15 protein-coding genes and 1 pseudogene are annotated in these 18,158 nt (G+C 70.9%); 7 read left to right on the top strand and 9 right to left on the bottom strand.

The annotated features are described in order from the left end of the window. Positions 1-106: 106 nt before the first annotated feature. Positions 107-1,192, bottom strand: coding sequence for a DUF5937 family protein (locus tag ABZ490_RS44090; protein ID WP_359003757.1), 1,086 nt, complete (start codon positions 1,190-1,192; stop codon positions 107-109). A 102-nt stretch (positions 1,193-1,294) separates the two neighbouring features. Here ABZ490_RS44090 and ABZ490_RS44095 point away from each other — a divergent pair, with 102 nt between their 5' ends. Further along, positions 1,295-2,542, top strand: a complete 1,248-nt coding sequence (locus tag ABZ490_RS44095; protein ID WP_359003760.1) for an MFS transporter — start codon at positions 1,295-1,297, stop codon at positions 2,540-2,542. A 223-nt stretch (positions 2,543-2,765) separates the two neighbouring features. Here the strand turns inward: ABZ490_RS44095 and ABZ490_RS44100 are convergent. The 3 genes and pseudogenes from ABZ490_RS44100 to ABZ490_RS44110 form a co-directional block, all read right to left on the bottom strand. Continuing rightward, a pseudogene (locus ABZ490_RS44100) lies at positions 2,766-3,509 on the bottom strand (fumarylacetoacetate hydrolase family protein); the annotation flags it as partial. Next, positions 3,506-3,691, bottom strand: coding sequence for a hypothetical protein (locus tag ABZ490_RS44105; protein ID WP_359003763.1), 186 nt, complete (start codon positions 3,689-3,691; stop codon positions 3,506-3,508). The pseudogene ABZ490_RS44100 and the gene ABZ490_RS44105, both read right to left, overlap by 4 nt. 22 nt (positions 3,692-3,713) lie before the next feature. Beyond that, positions 3,714-4,784 (bottom strand): LacI family DNA-binding transcriptional regulator, encoded by a 1,071-nt coding sequence (locus tag ABZ490_RS44110; RefSeq protein ID WP_359003766.1) that lies wholly within the window; start codon positions 4,782-4,784, stop codon positions 3,714-3,716. A gap of 153 nt (positions 4,785-4,937) precedes the next feature. Between ABZ490_RS44110 and ABZ490_RS44115 the strand changes: the two genes are divergently transcribed. Both ABZ490_RS44115 and ABZ490_RS44120 read left to right on the top strand, forming a co-directional pair. Continuing rightward, positions 4,938-5,999, top strand: a complete 1,062-nt coding sequence (locus tag ABZ490_RS44115; protein WP_359003769.1) for a Gfo/Idh/MocA family oxidoreductase — start codon at positions 4,938-4,940, stop codon at positions 5,997-5,999. After that, entirely contained in the window at positions 5,996-6,859 is an 864-nt protein-coding gene (locus ABZ490_RS44120; RefSeq protein ID WP_359003772.1) for a TIM barrel protein, read from the top strand. Before ABZ490_RS44115 ends, ABZ490_RS44120 begins: the two co-directional genes overlap by 4 nt. Before the next feature lie 123 nt (positions 6,860-6,982). On the opposite strand, the gene ABZ490_RS44125 is transcribed toward ABZ490_RS44120, so the two are convergent. The 5 genes from ABZ490_RS44125 to ABZ490_RS44145 all read right to left on the bottom strand — a co-directional run bounded on the left by ABZ490_RS44125 (position 6,983) and on the right by ABZ490_RS44145 (position 12,726). Beyond that, on the bottom strand, positions 6,983-8,194 hold the full coding sequence (locus ABZ490_RS44125) for a cytochrome P450 (RefSeq protein ID WP_359003775.1): 1,212 nt from the start codon (positions 8,192-8,194) through the stop codon (positions 6,983-6,985). Between the two features lie 39 nt (positions 8,195-8,233). Further along, positions 8,234-8,686 carry a flavodoxin domain-containing protein gene (locus tag ABZ490_RS44130; RefSeq protein ID WP_359003778.1) on the bottom strand — a complete coding sequence of 151 codons (453 nt, stop codon included), beginning with the start codon at positions 8,684-8,686 and terminating at the stop codon, positions 8,234-8,236. Between the two features lies 1 nt (position 8,687). Beyond that, positions 8,688-9,992, bottom strand: a complete 1,305-nt coding sequence (locus ABZ490_RS44135; RefSeq protein ID WP_359003781.1) for an FAD-dependent oxidoreductase — start codon at positions 9,990-9,992, stop codon at positions 8,688-8,690. 147 nt (positions 9,993-10,139) lie between these two features. Further along, positions 10,140-11,555, bottom strand: coding sequence for an APC family permease (locus ABZ490_RS44140; RefSeq protein ID WP_359003784.1), 1,416 nt, complete (start codon positions 11,553-11,555; stop codon positions 10,140-10,142). A 244-nt stretch (positions 11,556-11,799) separates the two neighbouring features. Then, positions 11,800-12,726 carry a C-terminal binding protein gene (locus ABZ490_RS44145; protein WP_359003787.1) on the bottom strand — a complete coding sequence of 309 codons (927 nt, stop codon included), beginning with the start codon at positions 12,724-12,726 and terminating at the stop codon, positions 11,800-11,802. A gap of 276 nt (positions 12,727-13,002) precedes the next feature. On the opposite strand from ABZ490_RS44145, the gene ABZ490_RS44150 reads away from it, so the two are divergent. The 4 genes from ABZ490_RS44150 to ABZ490_RS44165 all read left to right on the top strand — a co-directional run bounded on the left by ABZ490_RS44150 (position 13,003) and on the right by ABZ490_RS44165 (position 18,152). Then, positions 13,003-13,929 (top strand): LysR family transcriptional regulator, encoded by a 927-nt coding sequence (locus tag ABZ490_RS44150; RefSeq protein WP_359003790.1) that lies wholly within the window; start codon positions 13,003-13,005, stop codon positions 13,927-13,929. A gap of 202 nt (positions 13,930-14,131) precedes the next feature. Continuing rightward, positions 14,132-15,754, top strand: coding sequence for an NAD(P)/FAD-dependent oxidoreductase (locus tag ABZ490_RS44155; protein ID WP_359003793.1), 1,623 nt, complete (start codon positions 14,132-14,134; stop codon positions 15,752-15,754). A 35-nt stretch (positions 15,755-15,789) separates the two neighbouring features. Then, the gene (locus tag ABZ490_RS44160; RefSeq protein WP_359003796.1) at positions 15,790-17,160 is read left to right on the top strand and encodes an NAD-dependent succinate-semialdehyde dehydrogenase; all 1,371 of its coding nucleotides are present in this window, start codon (positions 15,790-15,792) and stop codon (positions 17,158-17,160) included. A 107-nt stretch (positions 17,161-17,267) separates the two neighbouring features. After that, positions 17,268-18,152, top strand: coding sequence for a fumarylacetoacetate hydrolase family protein (locus tag ABZ490_RS44165; RefSeq protein WP_359003798.1), 885 nt, complete (start codon positions 17,268-17,270; stop codon positions 18,150-18,152). Positions 18,153-18,158: the final 6 nt, after the last annotated feature.

Consider the following 18,158-nt stretch of genomic DNA (forward strand, 5'->3'; position numbering starts at 1 on the left):
TGCAGGTCAGAGGGCATGATGGCGTGGACATGGCGTCCGATATGCACCACTAGATGGGTTAGTAGGTGATGTGAGTCATGTGGGGTGGTTCACCGTACGGGCCCCCTCAGCGCAGTACGGCGGCCAGCAGATCGGTGCCCAACTCCGTCAGATCGGCCAGGTTGAGGCTGTAGCGGACGTAACGGCCCTGCCGCCGGGCCGTGAGCAGGCCCGCGCGGCGCAGGGCGGTGAGGTGGCGGGACACCTCAGGGGGCGTGAGCTCCCAGAAGTGGGCCAGCTCGCCGGTGGTGTGCGGGCCACGCGCCAGCGTGCGCAGCAGCCGCAGCCGTACCGGATGAGCGAGCGCCTCCAACCGGAGAGTGACCGTCTCCAGGGAGACCGGCTCCGCCGGACCCGGCTCGGCGACCGGGTACTGCACCACCGGATGCCACCCCGGCGCGTGGACCGCGACCAGGTGCGGGCGGCCGAAGACGCTGGGGATCAAGGTGACCCCGGCTCCCCGCGCGGCGGTCGCCTTGTCCTGCACCTTGTCCACGATGATGCAGTCGCCGTCCGGCGTCAGGGTGACCGCGCCGGAGACCGAGGCGAGCGCCGCCCCGACGCCCTGGCGCCTGAGCAGTTCGTTCTTCAGACGCAGATCCGCAGCCAGCTGCACCGCGACGCCCGCCCAGGCGCCGTCGAAGAAGGCCCCGGCGCATGCTTCGAGCGTCTCGCGCACCCGCGCCCGCACCGCGGCCGGATCCGCCAGCAGCCGTTCCGCGAAGGCCTCCTGCAGCGCGCCGCGCGCCTGGGCCACGTCCAAGGCCCGCTCGCGCGCGGCCGTGTCGGTGAGCGGGGACGCCCCGCGGAAACGGACCCGGTTGCTGCCGCACGTCGTGACGAGCGCGGCGGTCACATACGTCTCGTCGTCGATCCGGTCCACGTCGTCCAACTCCTCGACGAGGGTCGGCCGGGGCCGTGCGGGGATCAGGAAGTCGGCCTGTGAGGACCGCCAGAGGAACTCCGCCTCCCTGAGCCGCTCGGCCAGTTCCGGCCGCAGCCCCGCCCAGACGTCCGCGGCCCAGCCCGCGACCTGCGGATGGTGACCGGGTTCGGCCAGCACGTGGAGCATCGCGGTCAGCTCGGCCAGCGGGGAGGCGGCGAACCGCACGGGCTCGGACGGCAGGCCGCTGATGTCGATCCTCAGCGTCATCCCCCCATCATCACCGCCCATCCGGCCCCGCGACGGCGCCGATTGACGATGTACGTCAACCCACGTGCCCTGCCCCGGCGGCCGGACGCACCGTCTGACGCCATGGCAACCATCACCGGAATCCAGCCCCGTGCCCTCGTCCGCGCCTCCGGCGGCCCCCGCTATGCCGTCGCCCTGGCCGTGGACGCCGTGGACGCCGTGGGCACCGGCCTGTTGCGGCCTTTTCTGCTGCTCTACGGCGTGACGGTACTGAGACTGTCCGCGCCGGTCACCGGCATCGCCATGACGGCCGGTATCGTCGCCGGTCTGGTGTGCATGCCCGCGGTGGGCCGATGGCTCGACCGCGGCGCACGCAGCACGGTCGTGGCGGCTTCGATGCTGATACGGGTGCTCGGCGTGGCGCTGCTCCTGGCCGCCCCGGCGGGGCACGTCCGGCTCTTCACGGCGGCGGCGCTCTTCCTCGGCATCGGCAACCAGGCCTGGCCGGCCGCCCATGCCGCGCTCGTCGCCACCGTCGCCCACGGGCGGGAACGCGACACCGCCCTCGCGGCGGGCCGCGCCCTGCGCAACGCCGCTCTGGGCGTGGGCGCCCTCATCGCCACCGCATGCCTGGCGGGCGGCACCACCGCACTGCGGGCGCTGGCGGCCGTCACCGGCCTGGCCTACCTCGCGGCGGCCGCCCTGGCGTGGTCGGTCCACCTGCGCGCGCAGCCGGCTGCCACCCCGGCCCAGGACGGGAACGACGAGCCCGCACCCCGGATGCGCGCACTGCTGGTCGCCAACGTGGTCTACGTCTTCTGCCTCAACGTCCCCGAAATCGCGCTCCCCCTGGTCCTGGTGACACAGCTGCACGCCTCGCCGGTGTGGTCGGCTGCCGTCTTCGTGGCCAACACCGTGCTCGTCGTCACCCTCCAGGTTCCGTTCACCGTCCTCCTGTCCCGCTTCCCGCGGCGGACCGTGCTGGCCCTCTCCGGTGTGGTACTGGCCGTGTCCTACCTCGGATTCCTCGCGGCCACCTCGCTGGGCTCCGGCTGGGGAGCCCCGGCCGTCGCCGCGGTGTCCGTGGTCTGCACCCTCGGCGAGATCATCTACGCCGGCAGCGCGACCGCACTGGTCACCGCGCTCGCCCCGCCCCAGGCCCTGGGCCGCGCCCTCGCCCGCTTCGGACTCTCCACGGGCTTCGGCCTCGCGGTCTCCCCGGCGGTCATCACCGCGCTCGCACCCCACGGCTCCTCCGCCCTCTGGGGCACCCTGGCCGCCGCGACGCTCGTCTCCGCCTCGGCCGTCGCCACCGAGAAGGACCGAGACGTTCGGGAGGTTCGCCGTTCTCTGCCGGACGTGAGTCCCTGAGCGGTGGGATTGGTACGGACGTGACAAGGAGACTCCGGGCCCGCCCCGTCCTTCGTCTCAGCCAGTGGCGGGGGCGGTCTTCATGATCGTCGGACCGAACTGGCGCACCTGGGGGACCGTGGTGACCATTGCGCAGCTTCCCGGGGACTACGTAGAGGTGGTGCCGGGTGCCGGCGGCGTGCGGGGCGACCGGCTGCGGGTCCTTGTCGCCGCGCTCCAGATGGACGCGGTCCCCGGCCGCAACCACCGCCATGGGACCGAGGGCACCGGAGAGCACGACCTGTCGGGCGCGCAGCGGGTCGCCGAAGGAGCGCGCCGTACGGGCCAGCCACAGCAGCGCGTCGAGCGGATCGCCGAGGCAGGCGGCGCCGTCGCCCTCGGAGACCCGCGCGCCGTTGACGTACATGCGCATCGCCGCCGCACGCGGTGCGAACGCGTCGAGCGGGAGGCGGGCCTCGCCGAGTACGTACAGTCCGCTCGAGGCGTTGTCGGCGACGGTGTCCGTGAGGGTGATGTCCCAGCCGGCGATCCGGCTGTCGACGATCTCCAGCGCCGGTGCCTCGTGGGTGACCGCGGCCCGCACGTCGGCCACGGCCGGCCCGTCCGAGTCGAGGTCGGTGCCGAGGACGAACGCGATCTCGGCCTCGACCTTGGGCTGCAGGAGAAGCCCGGTGGGCACCGCGCGTCCGGAGAGGTCCAAGTCGTCGAGGAGGACGCCGAAGTCGGGCTGGTCCACGCCGAGTTGCCGCTGGACCGCCGGGGAGGTGAGGCCGATCTTGCGGCCCGTGACCCGGGCCCCGCCGCGCAGCCGGCGGTCCACGAGCAACCGCTGCACCCGGTAGGCGGCCGCCAGGTCCTCGGTGCCCAGCAGGTCCCGTACCGGGGCGCACGGGGTGCGTTCCTCGGCGGCGGCCGTCAGCCTGCGCGCGGCTTCCACGATCGCGCGGTCGCGCTCGGACGCGCTCATCGCCGTACCTCCGACTCCGCGGTGACCACGGCGAATCCGGCGATCCAGGTGCGGACCTCGTGCGCCGATCCACCGCCCTCGGAGCCCATCCACTCCGTGCTCCAGGTGTCGACCCCGGCCAGCCTGGCGTCCGCGAGGGTGTCCAGGACCAGGTTGTCCCACTCGGGGTTGATCGGGATCATCGTGGGCGTTCGCCCGGTCGAGTCAACGAGGGGCGGGGCCGGATGTCGCGCGCTCGACCAGGCGGGGTGTGAGGACTGTTTCCTGCGGTGTGCCGCCGTTGATGAGATCCAGCGCGGCGATCACCGCGGCATCCGCCATGAGGGGCGCGTCCTGCGAGACGGTGGTCATCTGCACGTGCGGGATCTTCGCCAGCCGTGAGTCGTCGTAGCCGACCACGGAGATCTCCCCGGGTACGTCACGGCCCTGACGTGCGAGAACGTCCAGCACACCGGTTGCCGTACGGTCGTTGAACGCGATGACGGCCGTGGGCGGCGGCACCGGGCGGTCCAGCAGGTAGCGCATGCCCTCGGCCCCCGCCTCCTCGGTGAGGCCGCCCGCGAGCACGTCGGCGAAGTCGGCCAGTCCGTGATCCGCCATCCCTTCGAGGAAGCCGAGCCGGCGATCGGAACTGCCCGGGGCGCCGGCGCCGTCGATGTGCGCGATCCGCCGGTGTCCGAGGCCCACCAGATGGTCGACCGCGAGCTTGATGCCCACCGAGTCGTCGCTGCGGACGGAACCGACCTGGGGCAGGTCGCTGCGGCGGGCGACGAGGAGGGTGGGCAGCCGCCCGGCCAGACCCTGGAGCTCCTCGCCGGAGAGACGGCTGCCCAGCAGGATCGCGGCCTCGCAGCGCTCGCGCAGCAGGGAGTTGAGCGCCGTGGACTCGTCCCGGCTCGGCGCCACCGCGCTGATCACCGCCTCGTAGCCGTGCCGCGCCGCGGCGGCGTAGAGGTGCTCGACGAGATCGCCGTGGAAGGGCTGCTGGAGCTCGAAGACGATGCCGAGGACCCGTGAGCTGGACCGTCGCAGCTTCTGGGCGCGCCGGTCGGGGACGTAACCCAGCTCGTCGGCGATCTGCAGGACGCGCCGGCGGGTCTCGGCACTGGCTCCGGGGACGTCGCGGATCACGATCGACACCAGGGCGGTGGAGATGCCGGCGGCGCGGGCCACGTCGACCATGGTCGGGCGCCCCTTGCGTGCCGCCCGCGCGGTGCCGGTCTTGGCGGGGGGCGGCTGTTCGGCACCGTCACGAGCGTCGTCCGACTTCGTCACGTCGCCACTTCCCTACCTGGTCGCATGTGGTTCCACCACCCGGCCGGACGGCCTCGCGCCGAGCATATCGACCCCTTGACCGATTCCCGAGGTGCGTTCTACCTTCCCGACTAGAACGTTCTAGATCTGGGAGCACCGACTTGGAGCACCGACATGGTCGTCGCTGACAATCCCCCCGGCCGCCTCCGGCCCGTCCCGCTCGAGGTGCGGTTGGCCACGATCGGCGCGGGCCGTATCGGGTCGAACCACGCCGCGATCGTCGCCCGGGACATCCCGGGCGCCACCCTGGCCGCGGTGAGTGACCCGGTCCCCGGTGCCGCCGAACGCCTCGCGAGCGAACTGGGCGCGCCACTGGCCACCACGGAGGTGAACGAGGTCCTCGACCGCGAGGACATCGACGGCGTACTGATCACCGCACCGGCCCGGGCCCACACCGACCTGGTCGTCGCGGCGGCCGGGGCCGGGAAGCACATCTTCGTCGAGAAGCCGATGGCGGTGAACCTGGCGGACGCCGACCGTGCCATCGCCGCGGCGGAACAGGCCGGTGTCGTCCTCCAGGTGGGCTTCAACCGCCGGTTCGCCCCCGGCTTCGCTGCCGCGCGCGCCGCGATCGACGAGCGCCGGATCGGCACCCCGCAACTGCTGCGCTCGCTCACCCGTGACCCGGGTCCGTTCACCGCCGATCCGGCACGCATCCCGCAGTGGACGATCTTCCTGGAGACCCTCATCCACGACTTCGACACCCTGTGCTGGCTCAACCCCGGTGCCGAACCGGTCGGCGTCCACGCCCTCGCCGACGCCCTGGTCCGCCCCGACGCCAAGGACCGAGGCCACCTGGACACCGCGGTGGTGACCATCCGCTTCGACAACGGCGCCATCGCCACCGCCGAAGCCTCCTTCTGCGCCCTCTACGGCTACGACGTGCGCGGCGAGGTCTTCGGATCGGAAGGCATGGTGACCGCCGGCGGCGTCCGCACCACCGACATGACCTTCTACGGAGCCCAGGGCATCCACATCGACACCGCCCGCCGCGACACCGACCTGCTGCGCGAGGCCTACGTCGGCGAGCTGGCCGCGTTCGCCGACGCCGTCCGTCACAAGAACCCCGCCTCCGTCACGGGCCACGACGCCCGCCGCGCGCTGTCCATCGCCCTGGCGGCGATCCGCAGCGTGGAGAACGACCGCCCCGTCACGATCGCCGAGGTGACCGCATGACCCGCACCGCCAGCCCCTTCGTCCTCGCCGCCAGCGCCGAAATGCTCTACCTGGACCGGCCGTTCACCGAACGGGTGACCCGTATCGCCGAGCGCGGCTTCCAGGTCGAGATCTGGGACTGGTCGGCGAAGGACCTCGACGCCCTGGCCGCCACCGGCGCGACGTTCTCCTCCATGACCGGCTACCTCACCGGCAACCTCACCGACGCCGACGGCATCGAAGCGCTGCTCTCCTCCGCCCGCGCCTCCCTGGAGGCGGCCGCCCGGATCGACTGCCCGCGACTGAACCTGCACGGCACCGGACTCGACGACAAGGGCCTGGCGGTCCGCCCGGTCGAGGTCGTCACACCCGGCATGTGGCTCACGGCCGCCGACACCCTGCGGCGCGTCGCGGAACTCGGCGAGGCCGCGGGCCGCGTCTTCACCCTGGAGAACCTCAACCTCGCGGTCGACCATCCGGGAACACCGTTCGCCCGCGCTGCCGACACCCTGTCCCTCGTCCGCGCCGTGGACAGCCCGTACCTGAGGATGAACCTGGACCTCTACCACGCCCAGATCGGCGAGGGGAACCTCGTCGAACTCTGCCGCCAGGCCCTTGCGTACATCGGTGAGATCCAGGTCGCCGACGTCCCGGGCCGCTGCGAACCGGGCACCGGGGAGATCCACTACCCTGCCGTCGCCCGCGCCCTGCACGGTCTCGGCTACACGGGCGTCATCGGCCTCGAAGGCTGGGCCCGTGACGACTCGGACGCCGCGCTGGACGCGTTCCGCGAGGCCTTCGCCGTGCCGGCCGCATCCGGCCACGGCACCACGGCTGACTCGACCACGACCGAGTCCACCAGGGCCGCTGTCGGTTCCTGACCCGCGAGTGCGGGGCGGCCCGGTACGGGCGTTCGGCTGGGAGACGGGACAGTTCGGGATCGACGGGGAGACCTCCGGCAAGGGCGCCGTACGCCACCCTTGCCGCATCTGGCCCGCGCCGGCTCAGGACAGGCGGACCGGCAGTTTGTCGAACGCGACCAGGCGGTCGGTGCGGACCTCCGTCGGCTCGCCGACGAGCTCCACCGAGGTGTAGCGCTCGGCCACGAGACCGAGGATCACGCTGGTCTCGGCCCGCGCCAGCAGCTGCCCGGCGCACGCGTGGGTACCGAGCCCGAAGGTCAGGTTCCGGCTCGCGTCCGGCGGACGGTGGTAGTCGAACTCATGCGGATTCTCGAACACGGCCGGGTCCCGGTTCGCCGCACCGATCGGGTACTTGACGCACGAACCCGCGGGGATGCGCACGCCCTGGATCTCGACGTCCTCGTTCGGGAACCGCGTGATGATGAGTTCCACCGGGTTCAGCCGCGCCAGCTCGTTGATGAAGGCGTCCCGGATCTCCGGTTTCCGCCCGAACTCCCGCATCAGGTCCGGGCGTTCGGCGAACAGCTTGAAGCCGGCACCGATGAGGTAGGCGGGATTCGGGCCGCCCGACATGTAGAGCAGCACGGTGGTCTCCAGGACCTCGCGCCAGCTCAGCTCGCCGCGCTCATGGGCCGCGAGGAGTTCGTCGACCAGGCCGTTCCCCGGTTCCCCGGCGCTCTGCTTCTCCCGCACGTACCGCTCGGTCTCGTCGAACATGAAGGTCATCCCGGCCAGCGACCTCGCGTGGATGCCCTCGCCCGGAGCGGTCGCGTTGATGAGCATCGCGTCCCACAGGGCCCAGAACATGCCCTCCACATCGCCCACGGGCATGTCGAGGATGCGGCACATCGTCAGATGGGTGGGCATCACGCCCAGGTCGAAGTGGGCGTCCACCACCTCGCCCGGGCCGAGCCCGTCGAGCGCCTCGACCGTGAAGTCATGCGTCAGCCGTGCCCAGGTGCCGATCATCTTCGGTGTCAGCCAGCGGTTCGTCAGCCGCCGCATCCGGGTGTGCTCCGGCGCGTCCTTCGACAGAACCGTGTTGTCGAACGCGGTCCACGGATGAACGTGCTCGGAGGCGGCGGCGAACGACGGCGGTTCCGCGATCCGCATGCACGGCCGTTTCGCATGGTGCATGGTGTCCGCGTGGTTCAGCACGACGTACGTGTTCTCCGTCGTCCGGTGCACGGGTGCGAGCGCGCGGGCCCGCTCGTACGCCGGGTACGGGTCGGCCCGGAATCCCTCGTCGTTCCACGGGAACAGCGCCGAGGCTTCCTCGATGGTCGGGCTCATCTCTGTCACTCCTTCGGTCCGGTCAGGCCGGGGGCGGGGTCAGGCGGGCAGCAGGGCCAGGAGGTCCCGGGCCCATGCGTCGGCGAGCTCCGTGGCCGGGGTCGTCGACGCGGCGTCGTGCTTGGCCGTGGTTCCGATCTGTTCCGCGCCGAGCTCCAGGAGCGCCCTGCGGAGGGTGTCGATGGCGTTGTTGAACGTCTCGTAGATGCTGTCGCCGAGCCCGAACGCCGCGAACCGCACACCGGTCAGGTCGGGGCGCTGCGCGAGGAGGGCGTCGTAGAAGGGTGCCGCCGTCTCGGGCAGCCCGCCCTCGCCGTAGGTGGAGCTCACGAAGACGGCGATCTCCATGGCCGCCAGGTCGGACACCTCGACGTCGGTCAGCTCCGTGGTCACGGTCTCGAATCCCTGGCCGCCGAACGCGGCGGCGATGTCGTCGGCGACCATCTCCGCGTTGCCCGACTCGGTCCCGAACAGGACGTGTACGACAGTCATCTCACTTCTCCTGGGTTGTCGATGGCCCGGTCGTGGCCAGCGGGATGGAAGGCGGGGCGGCGGAACCCGCCGCCGCGGCGAGGAGTTCTTCCCTGGTCGTGAACTTCGTCCGGCACCGGTCGGGCCGGGCACGCCGGATCTCCGCGTCGTCGATGCGCCGCCACGCCTCGAAGTCCACGGCCGAGGCGGGCAGTCGGTCGCGGAGCCCGTCCAGGCCGGCCCGGTGCCGGGGTTCCTGGCCCCGGAGGAACGCGAGGACGTCCCTCGCCGCGTCCGTCGCCAGCCTCCGGTTCTCCGCCAGATTGCCGAGCCGGCCGGTGGCCGGTCCGCCCACCCGGAAGAGGTGCGGCGCGTCGAGGCCACCGGAGTGGGTCAGGTGTGCGGCCGGGGACTCGAATCCGAGCGCCGTGATGACGGTGTCGGCGTCGACGTGGTCGACCTGCCCGCTGTCGCCCGCCCGGTGCGTCGTCACACGGATCCGGCCGTCGTGCCGCCGGATGGCGGCGGGAACCTGCTCGAACCGCACGTTCACCGTCGTGCGCGGGGACACCGCGGTCCCGTCGAGCAGGGGCGTGCCGTCCACGGTCACCCGGACACCGACGACGTGGGCGAGTTCCTTCACCATCGACGCGTCCCACTTGGCGCGATGCGACGGACATCGCCCCAGGATGTGGATGGTCCGTACCGGGTTCGGTGCCACCGCGCGCAGGGCGTCGTCGTCGATGTCGGAGGCGATGAGGTCCAGGTCGGACTTCGACAGCAGGCGCGCCACGTCCACGGCGACGTTCCCGGTCCCGAGGATGACGACCTCGGCGCCGAGGTCGTCGAGACCGTCCCGCCGGTGCCGCAGACGGGCGTCCGGGTCCGAGTTCAGCAGCCGGACGAGGTCCCCGGCGCCGACGACCCGGGCGTCCGGATCCCGCTCGATGTCCAGTCGCCGATCCGCTCCCAGGCCGGTCGCGAGGACGACCGCGTGGAAGTTCTCGCGGAGCGACTCGAGGCCGACGTCGGTACCGACGGACACGTTCCCGACGAAGTCCACCCCTGGCTGCGAGAAGACCCGCTCGAACTGACGCGACACGGCCTTGGCGCCCTGGTGGTCCGCCGCGATGCCGTATCGGACCAGGCCGAAGGGGGTCGGCAGTGCGTCGAGGACGGTGATCTCGATATCGGGCTGTCCCTTGAGCAGAGCCTGGGCCGTGTAACACCCGCTGGGACCGGCGCCGACGACCGCGACCCGGAACGGGATTCCGTCGCCGGTGGCGGCGGTCGGCCGGTTCGGCGCTGTCTCTGCCGGAGTTTTCATGGCCACCTCGGTTGCTTGTGGAAGAGCCGACAGGGTCGACGCACAGTGACTAACTAACGATCGTTAGCGTAGGGAGCCGGTGTCGGCCCCGATCGGGCGATGGGCGTGATCGTCCGATCGGGGCCGGCCGCCGTCAGCGGGAGGCCGTCACAGTTCCTGGCGGCCGATGCGCTGGTAGACCTCGGGACGCCGGCCGCGCAGAACCCGCGCGTGGACCATCCCGATGACGAACAGGGCGAAGGTGAAGAACAGGAAGAAGGACGTGACGAAGCCGGAGCCGCCGAGCAGGTCCGCGTAGTTCGACACCGCGAGGTACGCCACGACGCCGATCCCGGCGGCCGAGAGGAGCGGTGCCACCGCGGTCTTCCAGGCGGGCTCGGAGGACGGGTTGCGGCGGAAGTAGAAGAACACCGCCACACTCGCCGCGAACAGGAGCAGCACGATCGCGAAGGTACCGATACCGGACGCACGGGCGTACAGGACGTTCGGGTCGCTGCCCAGTGCCACGAAGAGGACCACGCCGACCGCCCACAGCGCACCGATGAGGGACGCGGCCACGAACGGTGACCCGTGCCGGGGGTGCACCTTGCCCAGTGCCTTCGGCACCACCCCGTCGGTGCCCAGGGAGTACATGTACCGCGCCGTGACGTTGTGGATGGAGAGCATCGACGCCAGGATCGAGGTCATCAGCAGGACGGTGACGACGTCCACCACGGTCTTGCCGACCAGTGCGGTCAGCGCGTCGGTGAACATCCCGCCGGTGTTGGCCGTGGCGGCCGCCTGCGCCTTGTCGGCTCCGGTGAAGGCGATGTAGGCCCATGCGGCCAGGGCGTAGAAGACGCCGATCCCCGCCACGGACAGGTAGGTGGCCCGGGGGATCGTCCTGTCCGGGTCCTTGACCTCCTCACGGAAGATGACGGTGGCCTCGAAGCCGAAGAAGTTGCCGACCACGAAGAGGAGGGCGAGACCGATGTTCGGGTCGGTGACCCACGGCAGGCTCAGTGAGGCACCTCCGGTACCGGCCGGGGCCCCGTGCGCGAAGGACGCGATGTCGAAGATCACCACGACGACCACTTCGAGCACCATGACCGCGGTCAGCACCTTCGCCGAGAGGTCGATGCGCCGGTACGCCAGGGCGGTGGTCACGGCGACGATCGCCAGGGCGTACCAGCCCCAGCCGATGTGGGGACCGTGGAGGTTCTTCTCCACGTAGCTCTGGACGGTGATGGCGAAGAACGGCGGGGCGAAGAACCCGATCATGAAGTACCCGAACGTCGCCAGGAACGCGCCGCCGAGACCGGCCGGGCGGCCGAGCCCCTGCGTCACGAAGGCGTAGAAGCCGCCGGGGTTCGCAACGGTGCGGCCCATCACCGTGAAGCCCACACAGAAGAGCAGGAGTATGACCGTCGCCACGATGTAGATCGCCGGCCCGGTCCTGCCGCCGAACATCAGCAGCACCGGGATGAACCCGGCCACCGTGGTCAGCGGCGCGGAGAACGCGAGCACGCTCATGGCGAGCTCGCCGACGCCCATGTTGCCTTGCAGACGCCGCGGCTGTTCCACGACTTCCGCCTCTCGTCTTTCACCACTCACGGTGGGGACCTGCTCGTGTCTTGCCATGAGTTTCTCTTCCTGGTGGGGCCCACCCGAGCTACCGCGGGGCCGGTTGGGGTTGGTGTCGCCTCCCGGGGATGCCGTCCCGTTCGGGACGTGCTCACCGCGTGGAGCTCGCTGCGCCGGCGTCAGTGCCCGCGCAGACGTTCGGGTGTGGGGGGAGAGGGCAGGCCGCGGCGCGATGCCGGTCCGGTCAGGTGACCAGGTCCGACAGCGGCCGGCCCGTCAGCGCCTGGCGGGCGCGGAGCACGACAGCCTCCTGAAGCGCGTCCATCGCCAGGTCGGACCGCCATGCGACGTGCGGGGTCATCACCAGGTTCGGGACGCCGCGCAGGACGTGATCCGTCGGAAGCGGCTCCGTCGTGAAGGTGTCGAGACCCGCTCCGGCCAGGTGTCCGGAGCGCAGCGCGTCCGCCAGCGCGGCCTCGTCGACGAGCCCGCCGCGCGAGACGTTGACGATGACCGAGCGGGGCCGCATGCGGCCGATGACCTCGGCGGACACCAGGTCTCTGGTCGCGGACGACAGCGGGAGGTGCAGCGACACCACGTCGGACTGTTCGAGCAGCTCCCTCAGCGGCGCCGCCGGCACCGAGTCGAAGGTCGCGAACGGGTCGTAGGCGCGGACGTTCGTGCCCAGGGCCGCGTACCACCGGGCGACCTGGCGGCCGATCCGGCCCATGCCCACGACCGCGACGTCCAGCTGGGAGAACCGTGGCGTGTCCATCCCGACACTGCCCGCCCACTGGCCGGCCTCGATGGCCGACTGCCCCGCCGGGATGCGCCGCGCCAGCAGCAGTCCCATGGTGAGCGCGTGCGACGCGACCTCCTCGGTCGCCGCACCCGGCACGATCGCGACCGGGACACCCTTCTCCCGGGCGGCCGGCACGTCGATGTTGTCGTAGCCGATGCCGTACCGCACCACGGCGATGCACTTCCTCATCGCGGCGAAGTCCTGGGCCTCCACGGGCGCGTACGGGGTCACCATCACCACGGTGGCCTCCGGGATCGACGCACGGAACGCCTTCCGGTCCGGCGCCACCACGAAGTCCAGGTCGAACTCCTCGGCCAGTGCCCGCTCCCGCTCCAGGCTCGGATATTGCTGGGGACCGACAAGGAGCAAACCACCGGCGCGACCGGCGGGGCCGGCCGGGATTTCGGTGCTGCTTGCAAGAGACATTTCAACGGCCGCCTAAACCTGTTCGCGGGGAAAGTGAAATGAAACGTAAGGACCGACGAACGGCCCGTCAACGGGTCCGGACCAGTGGAATCGGAATACGTCCGAACTGGAAACGGTGTGTTGTCGGAACCGGATTAATCCGGCCACCCGAGACTCTAGCTAACTAACGGACGTTAGCCTAGGGTGGGTGCCGAGCATCACAAGCGGAGGTGTACGACCGTGAACGTGCGACAACTACAGGCCTTCCTCGCGGTCGCCGAACACCTGCACTTCGGCCGCGCCGCGGAGCAGCTCTTCATGGCCCAGGCACCCCTGAGCCGGACCATCCAGGCACTCGAGGGCGAGCTCGGCAGCCGCCTGTTCGAGCGCAACACCCGCTCGGTCTCCCTCACGCCCGCCGGTGCGGCCCTGATCGGGCCGGCCCGCGAGGTGCTCGCCGCCGTGGCCGTCGCCGAGGCCGCCGTCAGTGCCGCCGTCTCCGGCGAGTCCGGCACCGTCCGCGTCGAGTTCTGCGGGGTCGCGGCGCACCCCCTGGTGGCCGCCCTCTCCCGCGGCATGCGGGCCGACCACCCCGGTATCCGCCTCGATCTGACCTCGCAGGCCGTCTCCAGGCCGACGATCCGCCGGCTGCTGGACGCGGAGGTGGACGTCGGACTCGGCCGCTTCGACAACCTGCCGCCCGGCCTCGACAGCGAGGTACTGATCGCCGACTCGCTCGTGGTCGCGGTGCCGCGGACCCACCGGCTCGCCGGCTCGCAGGTCGTCTCCTTCCAGGACGTGGCCTCCGAGCCGTTCGTCTCCCTGCCCTACGCCACCGGATCGGTCACCACCGACCGGCTCTGGCGGCTCGGCTACGCGCACGGCACCGGCGGCGTCAACAACGTCCAGTTCGCCCCCGACACCTCGTCCTGTCTGGCGCTCGTCGGGGCGGAGGTCGGCTGCCACCTCGCGCTGCGCTCCGTCTCCCGGTCGACGACCAACCCCAACGTCGTCTTCGTGCCGCTCGCCCGCCGCGAATGCGAACTCGTACCCGACGTCCATCTGCGCGCGGCCTGGCGATCGGGATGCGTCGACCCGCCTGTCGAGGCCGCTCTCGGCCACCTGCGCCGCTGTCTGCACCGCGAGAACCCGGCCGCCGTGGCCTGAGAAGCCCTCGTGTTGCATTGATCATTTCAGTTCCGGAAACAATCGTCCGCCACCTTCGCATCAATGTGATCTGGCGATCAACATTTCCCGGACGTAGCGTCACGTTGTCGAAATCGGAGACGACTCCCTCCGGTGATTTCGGCGAAACACATCATCGCGCGAGCCGCTTTTCCGTGCGCGAAATCCCGTAAAGGAGCAATACATGGGCAGCGAAGAAACCGTGCGTGAGATCGACGCGCTCGTCGTGGGCACCGGCATGGGCGGCGTCATGGCACTGCGCACCCTCACCGCCGACGCCGGTCTCGACGCGATCGCCATCGACAGGGCGCCGAAGGTCGGGGGCACCTGGTACTGGAACCGCTACCCCGGCGCCCTCTCCGACACGCAGAGCTTCATGTACCAGCTGCCCTACGACAGGGAACTCTTCCAGCGGACCGACTGGCGCACCCGCTACGTCCCCGGCCCCGAGATCCGCCGCTACGTCGAGGACGCCGTCGACTTCTGGGACCTGCGCGACCGGATCCGGCTGGAGACCACCCTGGTCGGCGCGGCCTTCGACGAGGAGAGCGCCCGCTGGCACGTCGTCACCGACCGGGGCGAGTTCCGCGCCCGCTTCCTCGTCACCGCCGCCGGCCTGCTCTCCCGGATCAACATCCCCGACTTCCCCGGCATCGACCGGTTCGAGGGCCGTGTCGTGCACACCGCCGACTGGCCCGAGGACCTCGACCTCGCCGGCCTGCGCATCGGCGTCATCGGCAACGGCTCCACCGGCATCCAGTTCATGACCGAGGCCGCCAGGACCGTAGCCCACCTGACCTCGTTCCAGCGCACCGCCCAGTACACCGTCCCGGCCGGGAACCGCGCCTGGTCCGAGGCGGAGCTGGAGCAGTTCAAGGCCACGTGCGAGGACCGCTGGGAGGAGTTCCGCACCTCCAAGATCGGCTTCGGCGTCGACGAGACCACACGGAGCATCTGGAGCGTCTCGGAGGAGGAGCGCGAGGCGATCTTCGAGTGGGCCTGGCGCAAGGGCGGGAACTACACCTTCGCCAACGAGACCTTCTGCGACGTCACCAGCGACCGCGCCGCGAACGAGCTCGCCGCCGACTTCATCAAGCGCAAGATCAGGGAGATCGTCAAGGACCCCGAGACGGCCCGCAAGCTCACCCCGACCGAGCTGTTCGCCCGGCGCCCCATCTGCGACTCCGGCTACTTCGAGATCTTCAACCAGCCCAACGTCACCCTCGTCAGCACCCGGGAGAACCCCGTCGAGGAGTTCGTGGCCGAGGGCGTCGTCACCCAGGACGGCACCCTGCACCGCCTGGACGTCCTGGTCCTGGCCACCGGCTTCGACGCGGTCGAGGGCAGCTACCGCAACATGGACATCCGCGGCGCCGGCGGCAGGACCCTCAAGGAGCACTGGGCCGACGCCCCCCGCAGCCACATGGGCATGACCGTGTCCGGCTTCCCCAACCTGTTCATGGTCCTCGGACCCAACGGCCCGTTCGTCAACAACCCCTCCGCCATCGGCGTCCAGGCCAAGTGGATCGCCCAGGCCGTCAAGAGCGTCAAGGACACCCCCGGCGCCTCCCTGTGGCTCCGCGAGGAGGCCGAGGAGAACTGGCTGCGGACCTGCCTCGACGAACTCAAGGGCTCGCTGTTCCTGGAGACCGGATCGTGGATCTTCGGCAACAACATCCCCGGCAAGCGCAAGGCCAGGACCGCCAACTTCTACGTCGGAGGGCTCGACAAGTTCATCGCGATCTCCGAGGCCGAGACGGCCCGGGGATACCCCAGCTACGACGTCCGCGTCCCGTCTACGGTCTGACCCCCCACCCCGCAAGCGGTTTGGAGAAGCACGCCATGCCCACCTACCAGACCATCTCGCCGCTCGACGGTGAGGTGCTCGCCGAGTACACGATGATGACCGACGCCGAGGCCGCCGAAGCGCTCACCCGTGCCGCCGACGCCTACCGCGACTGGGCCCGCGCCGGGCTCGAGGACCGTATCGCCGTGCTGGCCCGTATCGCCGCGCTGCACCGGCAGCGCGGCGCCGAACTCGCCGAGGCGATGGCCACGGAGATGGGCAAGCCGCTCGCCCAGGCCGAGGGCGAGGTCAACCTCTCCGCCTCGATCTACGCGTACTACGCCACCGCGGGCGCCCGCCTGCTGGCGGACGAGGTCATCGATGTCGGAGCCGGGGGACGGGCCGTCGTCAGGACCGCTCCCACGGGCCCCGTGCTCGGGATCATGCCCTGGAACTTCCCGCTCTACCAGGTGGCGCGGTTCGTCGCCCCCAACCTGCTGCTCGGCAACACCGTCCTGCTCAAGCACGCCCGCTCCTGCACCCGTACGGCGCTCCTCATCGAGGAGCTCATCGCCGAGGCCGACGCCCCGAAGGGCGTCTACGAGAACCTCGTCGTGTCGTCCTCGCAGATCGGCGCCCTCATCGCCGACGTCCGTCTCCAGGGCGTCTCGCTGACCGGATCCGAGGAAGCGGGCCGGAGCGTGGCCGAACAGGCCGGCCGGCACCTCAAGAAGTGCGTCCTCGAACTCGGCGGCTCGGACCCCTTCATCGTCCTGCCCGACGCCGACCTGGACCTCGCGCTCGACCTGGCCGCGACCGGCCGGTTCAGCAACGCCGGCCAGTCCTGCACGTCCTCCAAGCGCCTGATCGTCCACAGCGACGTCTACGACCGGTTCCTGGAAGGGTTCGTCGCCCGCGCGCAGCAGTGGAACACCGGCGATCCGCTGGACCCCGGCACCCGCATCGGCCCCATGGCGTCCGCGTCCGGCCGGCAGGAGATCGCCGAGCAGGTCGAGGACGCCGTGTCCAAGGGCGCCCGGCTGCACCTGGGCGGCGTACTCCCCGACGGCCCCGGCGCGTTCTACCCGGCCACCGTCCTCACCGGAGTCACCCCGGACATGCGCGCCCACAGCGAGGAACTCTTCGGACCCGTCGCCGTCCTGTACAAGGTCGACTCCGTCGAGGAGGCCGTCGAGCTGGCCAACGACTCCCGGTTCGGGCTCGGGTCCGCCGTGTTCACCCGCGACGAGGACCTCGCCGCGGACATCGCCGAACGCCTGGAGGTCGGCATGGTCGGCCTCAACACCCTCATCCGCAGCCAGCCCGACCTGCCGTTCGGCGGCGTCAAGGCCTCCGGGATCGGCCGTGAGCTCGGCCGCCTCGGCCTGGACGAGTTCGCCAACAAGAAGACCATCCGCCTCTCCTGACGGCCCCGGTCCCCGCGCAGCGCCCTGCCCGTACACCTCCCCGCGGGCAGGGCGCCTCCATGAACGGCACACCCCACCCCGTACGCCCACCACCCGAAGGATCTGACGTGAAACTCGTCTCCTACGCATCCGGAGCCGACCTGAAGCCGGGCCTCCTCCACGACGACCAGGTGTTCGGCCTCAACGCCGTGCTCCACACCGCCGGGCTGATCTCGCGCGACCTGCCGTCCGTGCGCGCCTTCCTCCGGCTGTACGGCGGCCGGCTGCCGTGGATCGCCGCGGCCGTCGGACCGCTCCTCGCCGACGGGACGGTGGAGCCCGTCGGCGACGTGTCCGCCGTGCGCCTCGGCCCGCCGGTCGCCGACCCGCTCAAGGTCCTCTGCGTCGGCCTGAACTACGCCGACCACGTCGGCGAGACCGGCCGCGCCCTGCCCACCCACCCCGACCTGTTCGCCAAGTTCGCCAGCAGCCTGATCGGCCCCTACGACGCCATCGACCGGTCCGACGTCACCGACCACCTCGACTTCGAGGGCGAACTCGCCGTCGTCATGGGCAGAGAGTGCAGCCGGGTGGACGAGAGCGACGCTCTGTCGTACGTGGCGGGCCTGTCCGTCCTCAACGACATCACGGCCCGCGACCTCCAGTACCGCGGCACCCAGTGGCTCGCGGGCAAGGCGGTGGACCGTGCGACGCCGTTCGGGCCGGCGATCGTCACCCTGGACGAGATCGGCGACCCGCAGGCCCTGGACATCGAGACCTTCGTCAACGGCACCCGGGTCCAGGGCTCCAACACCAGGTACATGATCTTCCCCGTCGCGAGGATCATTTCCTACGTCAGCCAGTTCCTCACGCTCGGCCCGGGCGACGTCATCGCCACCGGCACCCCCGAGGGCATCGGCGCGAAGCGCAACCCGCCCCTGTGGCTGCGCCCCGGCGACAAGGTCGAGGTCGTCCTGGAGAAGATCGGGACCCTGCGCAACGAGATCCACTGAGCCGCC

It is taken from the genome of Streptomyces sp. NPDC005811 (assembly GCF_040630405.1).
Classification (GTDB): Bacteria; Actinomycetota; Actinomycetes; order Streptomycetales; family Streptomycetaceae; genus Streptomyces.